General features: G+C 44.6%; 16 protein-coding genes. 6 read left to right on the top strand and 10 right to left on the bottom strand.

All coding sequences use genetic code 11. The annotated features are described in order from the left end of the window. Positions 1 to 240: 240 nt before the first annotated feature. Together AC0IYG_RS19590 and AC0IYG_RS19585 are read right to left on the bottom strand one after the other, a co-directional pair. The gene (locus AC0IYG_RS19590) at positions 241 to 1,086 is read right to left on the bottom strand and encodes a tetratricopeptide repeat protein (RefSeq protein WP_471712774.1); all 846 of its coding nucleotides are present in this window, start codon (positions 1,084 to 1,086) and stop codon (positions 241 to 243) included. 33 nt (positions 1,087 to 1,119) lie between these two features. Then, positions 1,120 to 1,425: an HU family DNA-binding protein gene (locus tag AC0IYG_RS19585; protein ID WP_026631310.1), complete on the bottom strand. Its 306-nt coding sequence runs from the start codon at positions 1,423 to 1,425 to the stop codon at positions 1,120 to 1,122. 159 nt (positions 1,426 to 1,584) lie between these two features. On the opposite strand from AC0IYG_RS19585, the gene mutY reads away from it, so the two are divergent. From mutY to AC0IYG_RS19560, 5 genes are all read left to right on the top strand, one after another. Then, a complete protein-coding gene (gene mutY, locus AC0IYG_RS19580; RefSeq protein WP_471712773.1) occupies positions 1,585 to 2,664 on the top strand; it encodes an A/G-specific adenine glycosylase in 1,080 nt (359 codons plus the stop codon). Positions 2,665 to 2,769: 105 nt separating this feature from the next. Then, positions 2,770 to 3,627 carry a phytanoyl-CoA dioxygenase family protein gene (locus AC0IYG_RS19575; RefSeq protein WP_471712772.1) on the top strand — a complete coding sequence of 286 codons (858 nt, stop codon included), beginning with the start codon at positions 2,770 to 2,772 and terminating at the stop codon, positions 3,625 to 3,627. A gap of 54 nt (positions 3,628 to 3,681) precedes the next feature. Next, the gene (locus tag AC0IYG_RS19570; protein WP_471712771.1) at positions 3,682 to 4,887 is read left to right on the top strand and encodes a Gfo/Idh/MocA family protein; all 1,206 of its coding nucleotides are present in this window, start codon (positions 3,682 to 3,684) and stop codon (positions 4,885 to 4,887) included. Between the two features lie 60 nt (positions 4,888 to 4,947). Then, a complete protein-coding gene (locus AC0IYG_RS19565) occupies positions 4,948 to 5,424 on the top strand; it encodes a single-stranded DNA-binding protein (RefSeq protein ID WP_471712770.1) in 477 nt (158 codons plus the stop codon). Between the two features lie 164 nt (positions 5,425 to 5,588). Further along, on the top strand, positions 5,589 to 6,875 hold the full coding sequence (locus tag AC0IYG_RS19560; RefSeq protein ID WP_471712769.1) for a transporter associated domain-containing protein: 1,287 nt from the start codon (positions 5,589 to 5,591) through the stop codon (positions 6,873 to 6,875). Between the two features lies 1 nt (position 6,876). On the opposite strand, the gene AC0IYG_RS19555 is transcribed toward AC0IYG_RS19560, so the two are convergent. The 6 genes from AC0IYG_RS19555 to AC0IYG_RS19530 form a co-directional block, all read right to left on the bottom strand. Next, the gene (locus AC0IYG_RS19555) at positions 6,877 to 7,293 is read right to left on the bottom strand and encodes a hypothetical protein (protein ID WP_471712768.1); all 417 of its coding nucleotides are present in this window, start codon (positions 7,291 to 7,293) and stop codon (positions 6,877 to 6,879) included. A 3-nt stretch (positions 7,294 to 7,296) separates the two neighbouring features. Then, positions 7,297 to 8,736 (bottom strand): RagB/SusD family nutrient uptake outer membrane protein, encoded by a 1,440-nt coding sequence (locus AC0IYG_RS19550; protein ID WP_471712767.1) that lies wholly within the window; start codon positions 8,734 to 8,736, stop codon positions 7,297 to 7,299. 34 nt (positions 8,737 to 8,770) lie between these two features. Further along, positions 8,771 to 11,935 (bottom strand): SusC/RagA family TonB-linked outer membrane protein, encoded by a 3,165-nt coding sequence (locus tag AC0IYG_RS19545; RefSeq protein WP_471712766.1) that lies wholly within the window; start codon positions 11,933 to 11,935, stop codon positions 8,771 to 8,773. Then, positions 11,922 to 12,149 (bottom strand): hypothetical protein, encoded by a 228-nt coding sequence (locus AC0IYG_RS19540; protein WP_471712765.1) that lies wholly within the window; start codon positions 12,147 to 12,149, stop codon positions 11,922 to 11,924. The genes AC0IYG_RS19545 and AC0IYG_RS19540 overlap by 14 nt, the downstream gene beginning before the upstream one ends. A 152-nt stretch (positions 12,150 to 12,301) precedes the next feature. Continuing rightward, positions 12,302 to 13,303: a FecR family protein gene (locus AC0IYG_RS19535; RefSeq protein WP_471712764.1), complete on the bottom strand. Its 1,002-nt coding sequence runs from the start codon at positions 13,301 to 13,303 to the stop codon at positions 12,302 to 12,304. A gap of 17 nt (positions 13,304 to 13,320) precedes the next feature. Continuing rightward, complete coding sequence (locus tag AC0IYG_RS19530) at positions 13,321 to 13,875, bottom strand: RNA polymerase sigma factor (RefSeq protein WP_471712763.1); 555 nt, start codon at positions 13,873 to 13,875, stop codon at positions 13,321 to 13,323. A gap of 284 nt (positions 13,876 to 14,159) precedes the next feature. On the opposite strand from AC0IYG_RS19530, the gene guaB reads away from it, so the two are divergent. Then, a complete protein-coding gene (gene guaB, locus AC0IYG_RS19525) occupies positions 14,160 to 15,635 on the top strand; it encodes an IMP dehydrogenase (protein ID WP_471712762.1) in 1,476 nt (491 codons plus the stop codon). Between the two features lie 137 nt (positions 15,636 to 15,772). Here guaB and AC0IYG_RS19520 read toward each other — a convergent pair whose 3' ends face one another. Both AC0IYG_RS19520 and AC0IYG_RS19515 read right to left on the bottom strand, forming a co-directional pair. After that, the gene (locus AC0IYG_RS19520) at positions 15,773 to 16,429 is read right to left on the bottom strand and encodes a DedA family protein (RefSeq protein WP_471712761.1); all 657 of its coding nucleotides are present in this window, start codon (positions 16,427 to 16,429) and stop codon (positions 15,773 to 15,775) included. Positions 16,430 to 16,469: 40 nt separating this feature from the next. Then, positions 16,470 to 17,264 (bottom strand): phosphosulfolactate synthase, encoded by a 795-nt coding sequence (locus tag AC0IYG_RS19515; RefSeq protein WP_235129119.1) that lies wholly within the window; start codon positions 17,262 to 17,264, stop codon positions 16,470 to 16,472. Positions 17,265 to 17,344: the final 80 nt, after the last annotated feature.

The following is a 17,344-nucleotide window of genomic DNA, read 5'->3' as shown; positions in this document are numbered from 1 at the left end:
AATAATGTTGATACTTAACCTCCGCTTTCTGATCGAAAGGGCAATACATACGAGGGGAAGAAGGCATGACCGGACTTTTTTGAAAATCCGGTCATGATATATTATTTCTTCTTATGTCTGTTTTTTCTAAGTCTTTTCTTTCTCTTGTGAGTTGAAATCTTATGTCTCTTTCTCTTTTTTCCGCAAGGCATAATTATATGTCGTTTATAAATAAAAATTGATTGTCTTAATTTCTGCTTATCAGTTCAGACGTTCTTCCAATTCGCCAATGGCTTGCTGGATAACCGGATCCTTTTCCTCCTTTTTTACTTCGGCGAGCACCTTGCGGGCCTCTTCCTTGTTTCCCAACTCCACCAGCGTCAGTCCTAAATAAAACTTCGCTTTTGAATTAGCCGGGTTGTTGGTTAAAATCTGTCTGAACCTGTCGGCAGCCTTTGAATATTGGTTAGATCTCATCGACAAGATCCCTAAGTTGAACAGAGCCAACTCATTTGTAGGATCCGTGTCAATCACTTCGCGCAACATTAAAATTCCCTGCATCGGGTTTTCTGTGTTCACGTAAGTCATTGCCATATTAGCCTTTGCAGCTAATAAAGCCGGATTCTGATCAAGTGCTTTCTGATAATATTCGCGTGTTTTTACTCCAAGATTCTTCGCCTTCGCCTCGTCGATAGCAAAACCATAAGCTTCGTAATAACGATCGCCGGTCTTAACTAAGTTCTCAACACTTGGAGATAAAAGCGCCACTTTTTCAGCATAAAACGCTGCGCTGTCGAATTTTTGAAGTTCAACGAATTTGTCAGACAACTTCAAGCCGGCAGCTGCTTTGTCTTTGTCGCTCGCATTTACGAAACCATTTCTGAGCTGATCCACTGCTTTTTGTTGATCAGGCGACAGGGTGGCGGCATCGTGCTGCGATTTTGGAGAAGCTTCCGGAGCAGCAGTCGTTGTAGCAGCTGCTTCGGATTGACTTCGTTCCTGGCCTACTTCCTTGCCTTTTGTGTTTACAACAACCTTAGGAAGGCTAAAAAGCGTTCCAACAAGCGCTACTGCAAGCACACAAGATAGAAGAATAGACTTTTTCATAATCATTTTATAACCCAGACCTTTTCAGGTAAATTACTTTTCAGCGACAGCTTTCAGTTTGTCACTCTCTTTAACCTGTTCTACAAATACTTTTGCAGGTTTGAAGCTTGGTACAAAGTGCTCGTCAATGATCATAGAAGTTCCCTTCGAGATATTACGGGCAACTTTACGCGCACGTTTTTTATTGATGAAACTACCAAAACCTCTTACATAAAGGTTCTCTCCCTCAGAAAGTGAGTCCTTTACCACGGTGAAAAACGATTCCAGCGTTTGCTGAACATCGCCCTTGTCTACACCTGTTTTCTCAGAAATCTGTGCGATTACGTCTGCCTTAGTCACTTTGATTGTTTACTTTAAGTGGATATTATTTCATTTATTTACTTACTCCTCTAAATTTTGGGAACACAAAGGTACGCTAATTTTACGAAGATTTAAAAGGAAGGCGTTTTCATTTTTTTTCTAATTCGTTAAATAACAGCGTACATAAGTACAAATATTATGGTATCCGATCATTTACAGGCTATTGATTTTAATAAAAAACTTAAATCCTGGTATCTCAAAAACCACCGCCCTTTACTCTGGAGACAAACGACGGATCCTTATAAAATATGGTTGTCGGAAATAATTCTTCAGCAGACCCGCGTCGCGCAGGGAACGCCTTATTATGAGAAGTTTCTGGAAAATTATCCAACCGTTTTCGACCTCGCCAATGCCGACGAACGGGACGTGCTGCGGCTCTGGCAGGGATTGGGATATTATTCCCGCGCAAGGAATATGCATTTCACCGCACGGCAGATTGTAAACGATTTTAATGGCAAATTTCCGGAAACTGCCGCTTCACTTTCCAAACTAAAAGGACTCGGCCATTATACCGCAGCTGCGATCGCCTCTTTTGCTTTTGGGGAAGCGGTTGCGGCCATTGATGGGAATGTTTATCGGGTTATGGCTCGGATTTTCGGGATCAAGTCGGATATGCTGAGTAATGAGGGTAAAAAGGAATTTGCTGCGTTTGCAAAAGAGCTAGTGTCGCATGAGGATCCGGCCACATATAATCAGGCAATGATCGAATTTGGTGCGCTTCAGTGTGTGCCTGTTTCTCCAAATTGCGCGATTTGTCCTTTCAATGACATTTGTTTTGCTAATGCTTTCAACATGCAGAACGTGCTTCCCGTTAAGGCGAAAAAGTTGAAGATTAAAAACCGCTTTCTCAACTATTTTATCATTCAGCAAGGCGAAAAGCTGGCGATGCAAGAGCGGAGCACGAAAGACATCTGGAAAGGACTCTATGATTTTTTCCAAATTGAATCGGCTGCGCAAATCGAGTCGCCGGAAGACTTGACAGAAAACACAACATTGCTGGAATTGCTGGCGAAAGGAAATATCCGGCTGGTGCCCAAGCTTTACATTCACTTATTAACACATCAAAAGCTGCATGTGCAGTTTTGGTGGATCACTCTCCCCGAAAACGAACCTGTTAACCTGCCGCCCGAATTTTATTTTTTCTCAAAAAATGAGGTTGAGGAGCTGCCAAAGCCTATTTTAATTGATGCTGTGTTAAAAGAAGAAAAATATTTGTGACCTGCCCAGACCATTTCCGTCTAAATGTTTTTAATCAGTATGAAGTGCAAGGAATTGTATTTTAAGTAATATATTTTTGTACTAAACACGTAAAACGGAAAGGTTATGACAAGTTTTAGTTTAAATGCGAATCAGATCAAGACTTTCTACGAAGACGGTTACCTGGTTGTAAAGGGCCTCTTTTCAAAGGAAGAGACAGATAAATTGTATCAGACCGCGGTTGAGAATTCGGTCATGCAGAAAAATGCAATGGATCTCAATGACCAGTCTGGCAAAAAAACGAAGCTTTCGCTCTGGTTTACGCCCGGTGATGATGTTTTTGGTTATTTGATCAGGAGTGAGCGAATGGTCAATTCAGTTTGGCAGTTGTTGGGTCAGGAAAGTCCGGTTTGCCATTTTCATACAAAACTGATGCAGAAAGAACCGAAAGTAGGCGGCGCGTGGGAGTGGCATCAGGATTATGGTTATTGGTATAAAAATCAATTCATCTTTCCCGATCAGTTGATGAGCGTAATGATCGCGCTGACGCCTGCAAATAAGGAAAACGGTTGCCTGCAAGTGATTAAAGGCTCGCATAAAATGGGTCGTGTGAATCATGGTTTTGCTGGTGAGCAGGTCGGTGCGGATATGGAAATGGTGAATCATGCATTGAAAACGATGGAGCTGGTTTATTGTGAAATTGAACCGGGCGACGCACTGTTTTTTCATAGCAACCTCATGCACCGGTCCGAAGCTAATTTATCGGATCATCCGCGCTGGTCCCTGATTTCCTGTTATAACTCGCAATCCAACATTGCTTACGCCGAAATGTCCACTTCCTGGCGGGCTCCGGTTTCGATTGTTCCTGACCGCGCATTGCTGGAATGGGATGCTTCATCATTTGGCGATGCTGACTTTTTGAAAAAAGAAGATGACCCGGCGCTGAAAACAACTGGCTGGGAGAGTGAAGTGAAGACGAACTGAGTTGGCTATCGGCGGTCGGCTTTCGATTTTTATAACATTATTATATATTTCCTTATGCAGAAAATTGCGATGTTAGGTTCCGGTTTTATCGGACGATTTTATGCTGAATCCATTCACGGGCAGCGGGGCCGGGATAGGGTTGTCGCAATTTATGCGCGACGCGAAGAAAGTGCCCAAAAGTTCGCTAATGATTACGGGTGCGACTTTTGGTCATCCAATATGGAAGAGGTGATTGCGCATCCCGACGTGAATATGGTGTGCATTGCATTGCCTAACAACATTCATGAAGAGGCCGTAATGCTTTGTGCCAAACATAAAAAGGCGGTTGTTTCAACCAAACCATTAGGCCGGAATGGTGCCGAGGCGTTGCGCATGATGCGAGCAGCTGAGGAAGCAGGGATTTTTGCGGGTTATCTGGAAGATCTTTGTTATACGCCGAAGTTTTTGAAATCCATCGAAAGTGTCAAAAATGGCTCATTAGGACGAATTATCTGGGCAAAATCACGTGAAGCACATCCAGGCCCGCATAGCGAATGGTTCTGGGACATTGAGCAGGCGGGCGGCGGCTGCATTCTGGATCTGGGCTGCCATTGCATTGAAATTTCACGCAACTTTATTGGCAAAGATATTAAGCCGGTTGAAGTAATGTGCTGGGCCGATACACAAGTGAAACCCATTGATGCTGAGGATCATGCGATTGCATTGGTTAAATATGAAAATGGTGCGATAGGGCAATTTGAAGTGAGCTGGACATTCCGAGGCGGGATGGATTTGCGCGACGAAGTCATGGGAACCGAAGGCACGATCTGGATCAACAACTTCCTCCGGACTGGTTTTGAAATGTTCACAACCGGCCAGAATGCAGAAGGAAAAGGGGAGGATTATGTGGCAGAAAAGGCCGAGAGCAATACGGGCTGGCTTTTTCCTGTCGGGGATGAAGTGAATGATCTGGGTTATAACCATATGTTCACCGATATGTTCAATGCCGTTGAAAATGGGCGGGAGGCTGCGGAGACGTTTTATGACGGTTATGTTGTGAACGCGATTATTGACGCAGCTTATAAGTCAGCGAAAACGAAGCTTTGGGAAAAAGTAGAACTTCCTGTGTGGCGCGGAAAAGAAGGTGTCACCAAGCCGTCGAACTATACATCATATGACGAAGAATATTATTTGATCAAGCAGGAAATGACGCATGACGGGCGGAATAAATTAATTCTCAAACATAAAATTACGGGCAAAATCAGCGAACAGGATATTTAAAAGTGCTTTTACATCTGTATCTTTAAATTCAAGTCTAATAATCATCCACAAATAGAAATCATGGCAGGAAGTGTTAACAAGGTCATTTTGATAGGCAATCTGGGCAGCGACCCGGAAGTAAGATATCTGGAAAGCGGCTCGGCAGTTGCTAAGTTCAACATTGCCACCACAGAGTCATACACAAACAAGAGCGGCGAACGCGTTGATAATACAGAATGGCACCGGATCGAACTTTGGGAAGGGTTGGCCAAAGTCGCAGAGAAATATTTGAAAAAAGGCAATCAGGTTTACATTGAAGGCCGTATCCGCACCGACAGCTGGACGGACAAAGAAGGCCAGCAAAAAACAGGCGTTACGATCCGTGCGAACAGCATGACATTATTAGGCGGCCCTGCGGGTTCTGGCGGCGGCGGCGAAAGCAGCGGCGGTTATGCACAACAATCTTCGCAGCCAAGAGCACAGCAATCACCCAGATCATCCGACCCGATCCCGCCATCACTGGCTGCCGGAAATGATGACGACGATCTGCCATTCTAAGCATTTATAAAGTCGGCGATTCTGCTCAAAAGTATTTATTTCAGCTTTTAAATCCCATTGGAATAATATTTGTGAGCAGAATCGCTACATTTATTTAAACGAAAGTTTATTGCAAACTTTTCCAAACCTATTCGTGAAAGAAACAGCAGACAGCGACGATCCGCTTGCCCGAACACGTACGGGGATTTCCGTCCCCCAAAAGATGTACGCAAACTTTATTTGCAGGAGTCATTATACCCACTGATTTCCTTGCTCCCTACGACCTCATCCTCGTATTATTTCTCTTCCTGATTTCCCTGTTTCTCTCTGGCGTCCGTGCCGCTTATGCTGCTTCCGGCGCATTGGAAAATCCCTGGGAACGAAAAAGTGACACCGAGAGCACGCTTCCAAACCGCATTCAGCAGCTTGCCCTTTCGCTGATCCAGCGAGGAATTACCATGTTAGCATTGCTTTTAGCAGCTAGAATTGCGTGGATTCACATTCAGGACGACCCTAACAACATTTATAAATGGATTTCAATTGGCTGTCTGGCATTATGGATCTGGCTTGATGCCATGGTTCGTTACAACAGCGCACGGCGGGCATTGGAATTTATCCCAAGAATTTCGGGCGTTACCAATTTCCTGATCAAAATATGCCAGCCGCTCGCGCAGCCCATTATGAAGCTTGGTTATTCCTTTGGTGTGCTTACTCCCGAAGGTGCGGAAATCACAACCGAAAGACTGGAAGCAAAAGCGGAAAGCGAGGAAGAAACCGATCTTTTACGCGGATTGGCCAATTTCCGGCAAACCAATTCAAAGAAGGCCATGCAAGCCCGCTTGCACATTACCGCGTTCGATATTGAGCTGGATTTCCATGAATTGATGGACAAGATCAATAAATCGGGTTACTCGCGGGTGCCGGTTTACCGCGATGATCTGGATCACATTGAAGGGATTTTGAATGTAAAGGATCTGCTTCCGCACATTCATCTGGACGAACATTTCAATTGGCAAAAACTGCTGCGCCCCGTTTATTTCATTCCCGAAAGCAAGCATTTGGACGACCTGATGAAGGATTTCCAAAACCGCCGCGTGCATATGGCCATTGTTGTGGACGAATATGGAGGAACGAGCGGACTAATCACATTGGAGGACATTATCGAGGAAATTTTCGGCGATATCAATGATGAATACGACGAGGACGATGAAGTAAACTACACGCAGGTTGATGATAACACTTATGTTTTTGAAGGAAAAGTGTCCATCACTGATCTTTGCCGGCTTTTGAACCTGGAAAGTGACTATTTTGATGAGGTAAGGGGCAATAGCGAGTCGTTGGCAGGATTGTTACTCGAACTGTTTTCAAGATTACCACGCACCGGCGAAATTGCAACGCACAGGGAAGTTACATTTAAAGTGCAATCGGCTGATAAAAAGCGCATTAAGAAAGTTAGGGTGCTGGTTAGCTAGCTTATTTCCCTTTTGGAACTGCTTTTGAAAAATATCTTATCTCGTACAATTCCTGATTCTTGCCGGATAAATATGGCTTTTGCGACATTTTCAAAACCATGATCTTGTCGTTCAGATCGAGGATTTTATAACCTGTGAGCACTTTTCCAGTAGAATCCATGTACACCAGCGAGTCGGCTGATGCGAGCTTATAATGTGATTTCCGATATTCTCCTTTTCTTCTTTCGAACAAAGTTCCGTCCGCCCGATAGTCGAAATAGGACCAATGTGCGTCTTTTGTATTGTTGGTAAAACTGAAACCATTCACATAATTGGAAATAGAATCGGTGCGCCATAAACCTACGATGTCTTTTTCACGGGACGAACATCCCGTAAAAAAGACGAGCAGGCAAATCAATGAAACTCCTTTGTTGATCAAAACTTAATAATTGCTGTTCTGGATTAAAACGCCGTTACTCAAATCCACTTCACGCTGCGGCAATGGGAAATAGTAATGTTTCGGCTTTACGAAATTACGGCTAGGCTTATTCGGCCCGCGGTTGATTTTGTAATGTGCCACAATGTCAATCAATCCGGCTTTGTCCCAGCGCATCAGATCCTGATGTCTTTCGTTTTCGCCAGCCAATTCAACGCGCCTTTCGTGCATGATGTTTTTCATAGTTGCACCTGTAATGGCAGCCAATCCCGCACGCTTTCTTACTGCATTTAATTCCGCATCGCCATTTGCTCCCGAGCGGATCTTCGCCTCGGCGGCTAGCAGATAAACGTCCGCAGTTCTCAAAAATGGCGCATTCAAACTCTGGCTCATATCACCGTTTTCAGCAAACTGCGTGTATTTCTTGAAGGCGTAACCGGTCACGCGCGTCATACTTCCCTCGAATGTTTCTACGCCGCCCTCATTGCGATCCACCTTATCACCAGGACTGAAAATAGATGAAGCTTTCCGCGTATCGCCTTTTTCAAATTCCTGAACTAGATCCGCAATCGGCTCGTGAAAACCCCAACCGCCAAATGCCTGCGGCGTGTGGTAAAAAGTAGGAGAGTTGTCAGCTGTCCAGCCTGTTTCGTATTGCAGCGAGAACAAGATTTCAGGATTGTTTTCGGTTGCCAATTCAAAATTCTGGCTGAAACCTGTTGCCAATTTATAAGCAGCATTCGAAGTTACTTTTGTGCTCGCTTCGATTGCCTTTGCCCATTGTTCCTGATACACATATAATTTGGTCAAAAAACCATTCGCAGAACCTTGTGTAACCCGCCCTGCATCGCCATCCGCATAAGAAACCGGAAGCAAAGACGCGGCTTTCAGGAAGTCAGCTTCGGCTTGCGCGCGAACTTCTGCTAATGTTGATTTTGGCTTGTTGAAATTCAATGCTAATGCATCTTCTTCCAGCAAAATAGGCACCTCGCCATAGATCAGCGAAAGTCTCCAGTAAACAAAACCTCTTAAAAAATAGGCTTCACCCATGCTGCGGTTACGCAATGTCTCGTCCATATCCACTTTCGGCGCATTGATCAGCACAGCATTGGCTCTTGAAATGACCTCATACTTGGTTTTCCACGTAGCCAGAATGTGCGAATTGGAAGCATCAAATGTGAACATTTCCAAAGCCGTCTCGTCCGAATGGTCGCCAGCACGGTTCATGTCATCCGAGCAGTTATCAAATGTGTATTCGGTATGCGCAAAGCCGTCTTCGTCCAATAATGGTGCGTAAACTGCATTCACGGCCGCCACCACATCATCGCCGTTTCGCCAGTATTGCTGCGAAGTAACTTGCCCGTAGGGCGTTGTTTCAAGCAAATCGTCACAACCCGTGAGCATGGCAAGCATGATATAGCCTGATAGAATTGTTATCTTTTTCATAAATGAATTCTTTCGATGTGATTCTGAGTGGGTTTTAGAAAGAAATAGTCGCACCGATTGTCCACGTGCGGGCCAGCGGATATTGCGCATAATCCACATTCAGCTGTCCGTTTACATATCCCAATTCAGGGTTAAGGCCTGTGTATTTTGTGAAAGTGATCAGGTTTTGTCCAGTCACATAAACGCGGGCTTGTGTCATTTTCAGCTTCGAAATGGCCGTTTTTGGAATGGTGTAACCCAATGTCATGTTTTTAAGACGCAGGAAATCACCTTTTTCAATAAACAGGTCAGAAGGACGATAATTACGGTTTGCATTATTAATACTCACGCGCGGAATCGTGTTGCTCGAACCTTCACCATTCCAGCTGTTCAACGCATCAGCATACAAATTGAACGGATAACTCGCGTCCAGACCTTGCATACGGTCTGCATTGTAAATCGAAACGCCGCCTACGCCCACGAAGAACAGGTTAAAATCAAATCCTTTGTAATTGGCTCCCGCGGAAAAACCGTAGTTGATTTTAGGTTGGGGGCTGCCAATGATCGTTCTGTCATCATCGTCCACAATGCCGTCATTGTTCAAATCCAGGAAACGCACATCGCCCGGCACAATCTGTCCATCTGCGCGTCGCGGATCATTTGCAATGTTTGCATCGCCATCGATCTCGCTCGCATTCTGGTAAATTCCATCTGTTTTATAGCCGTAAAATGTGCCATATGGATGTCCTTCATAAGTTCTTACGATTTCCTGCTGCCCTCTTCCATACAATTGTGTGGCAAGGAATCCGCCCGGAGTCGCCAGTTTTGTGATCTTGTTTTTAATAAAAGTTGCATTGCCACTCACATTGAATGTCACGTCACCAACCGTGTGGCGATAAGATGCTTCCAGTTCCAGACCTTGGTTTCTGAGTTGTCCAACATTCTGGTCAGGAATGGTCGCGCTGCCGATTGTGCCGACCGATGGCGGCGCGAGCAACATTTTCTTTGTGTCTTTGATGAAATAATTGGCAGAGAAATAAAGGCTGTTTTTGAACAAACCAGCTTCCAGTCCGAAATTGCTCATTTCTGCTGTTTCCCATCCAATGTTCAGGTTGGCCAGCCTGCTTTGTGCGGCACCCGAAACCTGATTTTGCACGCCGCCATTGCCAAATGCATAACGATAAGTGGAGTTGATCAAAGCCAGATATTGCAGGGAGGCCACATTCTGGTTACCCAATTGTCCCCATCCACCCGTTAGCTTGAAATTGCTGAACATAGGCAATGCATTTCTGAAAAACGATTCTTCCGAAAGTCTCCAACCCAAAGAAAAGGCTGGAAAAACACCCCATTGGTTGCCTGGAGCAAATTTCGAGGATCCATCGCTCCGCATGGTTGCAGTGAATAAATAGCGTTCATTGAATGAATAATTAACTCTTCCAAACCACGAACCAAGCGCATCATAACTCCGGCCACCGTTGCCGCCATTCACCAAAGGAACCGAAACGATTATCCCTGCATACTGCATGTAACGCAACGAAGGATCTTCGCTCGAAAATTCACGTCCCCATTGATTTGAATAAATGCTGTTGAACGTCTGGGAAGTGTAACCGCCCACGACGCTTAGCGAATGTTTGCCAAATGCTTTGTCATAAGAAAGGAAATATTCCTGCAAAAATGACCACGTTTTATCACGTCCCAGGCTCAGCTGGTTGTAAGAATTGGTGCGAAACTGATCATTGATTTTTATATCAAATGTATGGCTGTCAGAAAATGTGGCGTCCATACCAATGTTTGCACGCAATTTCAATCCTTCCAAAACTTCCAGTTCACCCGTTAAATTTCCTAAAAACCGGTTTCTGACATTCTCCTTATCCTGGTTATCAACCGTGAAAATAGGGTTATTAAGATCTCCAAAAGCGCCTAAGCCTTGTGTTGAGCCGTAAGAACCATCTGCATTTTTAACCGGCAATCCGGGATGAAAACGAATGGCGCTGAACAGCAAACCCGTTTGCGACGACTGCGTGTCCGGACCTGTGTTCGAAGTGTTTGTGAATTGAAGATTTTGGCCAATCTTAATTCTTGAACCTATTTTATGATCCGAATTGATACGGAATGTATAACGCGTGTAATTGGATTTGCCAATGATCCCGTCCTCATTATAGTAACCACCAGAAATGGCAAACGTTGAATATTTGCCACCTCCGCGCAGGGAAGCGTCATAATTGCGGGTTACGCCTTGCTTGAAAAGCTCTTCCTGCCAGTTTGTAAGCTGCGTTTGATATTTTGTGTCATTCCAAATCGCAGGAATGTCCAGGTCATCATTCGTGTACGCTTTCCGCTTCATTTCGGCCAGCTGAGGCGCTGTGAGCACATCCAGCGATTTGATCCGGTTGGTCACACCCACATACGCATTCACCGTAACAGACAAAGGCGCATCGAATTTTCCGCGTTTTGTTGTCACCAGAATAACGCCATTTGCAGCCCGCGTTCCGTAAATCGCAGAGGCAGATGCGTCTTTTAATATTTCAATAGATTCAATGTCATTTGGGTTAACGTCATTCATCGTTCCCGCCGGAATTCCGTCGATCACAACCAATGGTGAAGAGTTATTAACCGTTCCGAAACCACGGATCTGGATAGAACCGGCATCACCCGGAGCACCACCATTGCGGACAATGTTCACGCCCGCCGCGCGGCCTTGCAATGCTTGTTGCGCACCACCAGAAGGCAGATTTTGAAAATCAGCACCCTTAACCGATGACACAGCACCCGTAACGTCTTTCTTTTCCTGCGTTCCGTAACCCACTACAACCACTTCTTTCAAAGCGCTCACGTCAGGAGCAAGGCTAACATTAATAACATCCTTATCTACAACCACTTCCTGGCTTACATAGCCAATGAAAGAGAACTTCAATGTTGCATTCTGATCGGGCACAGCAATGCGGAATTCACCATTCTCATTAGTCGACGTTCCTTGTTGTGTTCCGACAAGCAGAATGTTCACGCCCGGAAGGCCGGCGCCTTTTTCGTCAATCACTTTTCCTGTAATGTTACGCTCCGCTGTGATTCCCTGGCTTTGCAAAGTTTGTGCGTTCCCGGTCGGAGCTTGCGGCTTTTTTCTGAGCAGGATCCGCGAGTTTCCTACCACTTCATAAGACACATTAAGCGGCGTCAGCAACTGGTCCAAAACCTTGTCCAAAGAGCCCTTAACCTCTTTCAAGCCTGTATTTTGTGAATTCTGAATGCTCGATGTGCTGTAAAACGAACTTCACGTCCGCTTGTTTTTCGATCATTTGAAGCACTTTCTTTACTTCCAGCGATTCCACTTTTAGGGAAATCTCCTTGTTGAGCAGTTCCTGCCCATGAAGTGTGTGCGCGAAAGAAATTCCGCAGCATAGGATGGCAATGATCAGTTGTTTAGCCGTAGTACTCATGACCTTGTAAACAACCCTTTTGAGGGGTATTTTTTTTATGCATAATTTTAAAGGTTTTTGTGAACGCAAACGCAAGAACTATTTAAGGAAACTGTTGGTAACAACAGGGTTATGGTGGCGGTGATGTTCGAGCATCATCGCCATTTTTTTTACTAATCACCGCATCCCGCACCCTGCACAAATAGGGCCGTTCCACGCCTTTCATAAGCAATATTGGTCGACTTACAGATCAGGTCGAGCTGCTGAAACATGGTCAGCCCGTTCAGATCGCCTGTAAAAAGACACGAGTCGGTTGAATCGTTTTCGAGCACGATATCAATTCCGTAAGATTTTTCAAGGGCTGAGAATACATTTTTAACGGGCACTTCGGAAAACAAAAAGCCGTGTTCCGTCTCATTAACAGGGATAACCATTAATGGATTTTCAATGATCGATAGCGAGAGTTTTTTCGATTTTTTATCAAAAACAATCTTCTGATTCGGGGTCAGAATCACACCATTTCTGTTAACTGCATCATTGTCCGCTCCTTCATATACGGAAACTCTTCCCGTCTTCACCTGGACTTCCACGGAAGCCGATTCATCGTAGGACTTGACAGTGAAGCTGGTTCCAAGCACCTTGGTAACCAGCGTTCCTGTCGAGACGATAAAGGGTTTAGCTGTATTTCTTTTGATTTGGAAAAAGGCTTCTCCGTGCAAGTAAACGAGCCGGTTTTGTCTGCCAAAATGTTCCGGAAAACTAATGCTGCTGTTTTTCTTCAAAATCACAATGCTGCCATCTTCCAGCGGAACATGCTGCGGCTTATCGGAAGTGTTTTTAATTTCAATCACGCTGTCGTTTGGTGAGAAATCTGCCCCGGAAGCCATCCTTGGATTCTTTTCTTTTGCCAGAAAATACCAGCATCCCAGCGCAACGATCACCGATGCAGCGGCTGCGAGCCACGGTTTTAATCTTACGATCAGCGGCACGCCAATTGTTTCTGCTAAAAGCTTTTTCTTAATCCGTTTTCCAATTATCGCCTTCTCGCTTTCGAAAACGGGCGTTTCAGTCAACGGATTATTTTTGAAATGTTCCAGAATAAAATCCTCTTCCTCCCGGGTTTGCTGCCCGGCGAGATATTTTTTCAAGGTTTTCTGAAAGTCGTATTGATTCATTTTTAAGGGGTAAGGTCTCAATTATCGGTCTGATAAATCCAGAGATTGTCTTTCAAGACTTTCAGGGACTTGGTAATGTGATATTCCACGGCTTTTTCGGAAATGTGCAGCTCCTTGGCAATGTTCTTAACTGATTGATTTTCAAAGCGGCTCAGCTGAAACACGCGGCTGGTTTTCTCCGGCAGTTTTTTCATCGCCTTATCAATGGCTTCCGAAAGGTCATTGAACTCAATATTTTCCTCCGTCGTCGAAATCTCGTGCATCTTGTTCAAAAGCACATATTCCTGATATTTCCGCCAGGTAATCTGCGATTTGATGTGATTCACGATCAGATATTTCAATGCAATCACGAGATAGGAACTGAGGTGGTTAATGTTGCTTTCCAGCCTTCTTTTCCAGAGACTTTCAAACAAGTCATGCACCAGTTCCTCCGCTTCTTCCTTGGATCCCGTCTGATGAAATGAAATGCAATACAACTTATACCAATAACGGTCATAGATCTCTTCGAAAGCGCGTTTATTGCTTTCGGAAAGCTGAATTACCAGTTGTTCATCGGTAAATGTTGGCTTCATCTGATCCTGAATGTGGCCTCGATTGGTGGCTGCAAAGTTATAGTCAAGGAACCGGCATTAATCCCTAAACCATTTTATCATATTTTTAATAATTTTTAAAAATACACATTTCACTGCTGGTTTTAGTTACATGGTTAATGCGGAGATTGGTCGAATGCATGGCGCAGCAAGGGATGAGGGATTTGCAATTCTTAAAAAATTAATATTTGGCATTTGACAAAATGTTTGGTAGGCAGCAAACATTTTCTTAATTTTGCCCGGCAAATAACAATAGTTTATTTGCTATGAGCACAGACCCATCCAAAGTCCTCTTCGAGGCGCTAACGTACGACGACGTTCTTCTAATACCTGGTTATTCAGAAATTCTGCCTCGCAACACAACAACAAAAACCAAGCTAACTCGTAACATTGAGCTGAACATTCCACTTGTTTCTGCTGCAATGGATACCGTTACCGAATTCGACCTCGCCATTGCTATGGCGCAGGAAGGCGGGATCGGGATTATTCACAAAAATATGAGCCTGGAAGCTCAGGCTGAGCAGGTTAGGAAAGTAAAGCGCTCCGAAAGCGGCATGATCCTCGACCCGATCACGCTTTCCGACACAGCAACATTAGGCGACGCGCACCAGATTATGCGCGAATTCAAAATCGGCGGAATCCCCGTAATTGACAAAGACCACAAGCTTATCGGCATCCTGACCAACAGGGACTTGCGTTTCGAAAGAGAAATGGGCAAGCCTGTGACAGAGATTATGACCAAAGACAAGCTGATCACGGCTTCCGACGGTTTGTCACTGGACGACGCAGAGAAAATCCTTCAGGAATACAAAATCGAAAAACTCCCGATCGTAGATTCTGAATACAGATTGACGGGTTTGATAACGTATAAGGATATTCTGAAACGCAAATCGCACCCGAATGCATGTAAAGATGAATACGGCCGCCTGCGTGTAGGCGCTGCGGTGGGTGTAACTGCTGATCTGTTGAAACGTGTTGAAGCATTGGTGAAAGCTGGTGTGGACGTCATCAGTCTGGATACGGCTCACGGACATTCATTTGGTGTTATCGAAGCATTGAAATCTGTTAAAAAGCAATTCCCTAAACTGGACGTTATCGCTGGAAACGTGGCAACGGGAGAAGGAGCGAAGGCTCTGGCAGATGCCGGTGCGGATGCAGTGAAAGTGGGCGTTGGTCCGGGAAGTATTTGTACAACACGCATCATTGCCGGAATCGGCGTTCCGCAGCTTACTGCTGTTATGTGGGCAGCAGAAGCTTTGAAAGACACAGACGTTCCGGTTATCGCAGATGGCGGAATTCGCTTCTCCGGTGATATGACCAAAGCATTGGCTGGCGGCGCAAGCACCATTATGATCGGTTCCATGCTGGCGGGAAGTGATGAAGCTCCTGGTGAGATCGTGATTTACGAAGGACGGAAATTCAAAGCATATCGCGGAATGGGCTCAGTAGAAGCGATGGAAGATGGTTCAAAAGACCGTTATTTCCAGGATGCTGAGGACGACGTGAAAAAACTGGTTCCGGAAGGAATCGTTGGACGTGTTCCTTTCAAAGGCAAAGTTTCCGAGATCGTTTACCAAATGGTAGGAGGCTTGAAAGCGGGAATGGGTTACTGCGGAGCAGGCGACATTGCGACATTGCAAAAAGCGCAATTCGTAAAAATCACATCGGCTGGTGTTAAAGAAAGCCATCCACACGATGTAATGATCCAGAAAGAAGCACCGAATTATTCTTCGAAATCGTAAGGGGCGATCGGCAGTCAGCTGTCGGCAATCGGCCTGAACTAAAATAAAGTAAAACGGCTCGTAACATAAAGTTGCGAGCCGTTTTAATGTATGATCTAAAAGTTTTTTGATAGCCGAAAGCCGATCACCGAAAGCCCTTAAGCTACATTCGGCTTTGCAAAGCGACTTTTCAGATACTGGAAAATCATTGGAAGGATTGAGAATCCGATAATTCCAAAGATAACCAGTTCAAAGTTCTTTTTCACGATGTCCATATTTCCGAAGAAATAGCCCAAAAGAGTAAGAGAAGGAACCCAAAGAATTGCGCCTATTACGCAATAAACAATGTATTTGGAATAATTCATACTTCCCGCGCCAGCAACAAAAGGTGCGACTGTACGAACGATCGGGATGAAACGCGCCATGATAACCGTGCTTCCGCCATGCTTTTCGTAGAAAGCTTCGGTTTTTTCAAGATATTCTCTTTTCAGGAACAGAATGCGTTCTCGCTTCTTGATCTCTCCACCGAATTTTTTACCCATAAAATAATTGACATTGTCGCCCAAAAGCGCAGCAACGATCAATACAATGATGATGAGCCACACATTTAGGCCAGTTCCTTCATTGGCAGCAATTGCGCCCGCAGCAAATAATAAGGAATCGCCGGGTAACAAAGGCATGATTACCAAGCCGGTTTCTGTGAAAACGATCAGGAACAAAATTACATAAGTCAACGTGCCGTATTGCTCGACAATGTTGAACAAATGCTTGTCCAGATGGAGGAAGAAGTCAATGAACTGCGTTAGAAATTCCATAGATAATTTTTGTTAACAATATATTTTAATTGAACTGAAACTACTTGGAATCAATTTTCCACTTCTGCTTGGTTTTGGCATTCAGGAAGTGGTTGAATGTGTCACCACGAAGACCGAGGCGGATTGTTTCCAGTGGAATTAATTCGCTTGGTGCAATATTTCCCAAATTCACATTTGCGCCTAAAAGCTTTACAAACCAAACCTGCTGTGATTTTTGAGGAGCTTCCCAAAGCATATCTTCGAAAGCGATCTCTGTCAAAATTTCTTCAACCAAACCCTGACGAACTTCACCACTCGCACGGAACAAACCAACATTACCAGACTCACGCGCTTCACCAATCACTTTCCAGGCGCCAGCCTCCAATTCCGATTTAATAAGCTGGATCCATTTATAAGGAGGGATAATTTTATTCTCGTCTTTTGAGCCCACCTCCGAAAGCACCGTAACCTGCTGGGCCAGCGTGCGGATGTATTCGCATTTTACATCCTGGTTCATCTCAATTGAACCATCGGAAACCTCCGCATATTTCAGGTCATATTTATCCAAAAGCTTGCGGTAATCATCAAACTGGTTTCTTACCACAAAGGCTTCAAACAATGTTCCTCCAAAATAGACAGGAATATTTGCGTTCTTGTAAACAGCCAGTTTTTCGTTCAGATTGGGACTTACAAAAGAGGTCGCCCAGCCCAGTTTTACGATATCAATATAAGGTGACGCTATGGACAGCATATCTTCCGTTTCCCTGACACTGAGTCCTTTATCCATTACCATGGTGATCCCTTTTTTTCTGGGTTTTTCGGAACGGGCAGGAACTTGCGATAACGTAAAATTCATATATGGGTATGCTTTTATCTCTGGCAAAAACTTCGGCAAAGGTAGTAATAACGTTTGATACGTCGCAATAAAATCCATAT

The organism is Dyadobacter sp. AC419, from assembly GCF_979253085.1.
The sequence above is the reverse complement of the archived record's forward strand: the minus strand, read 5'-3'. Positions and strand labels throughout refer to the sequence as shown.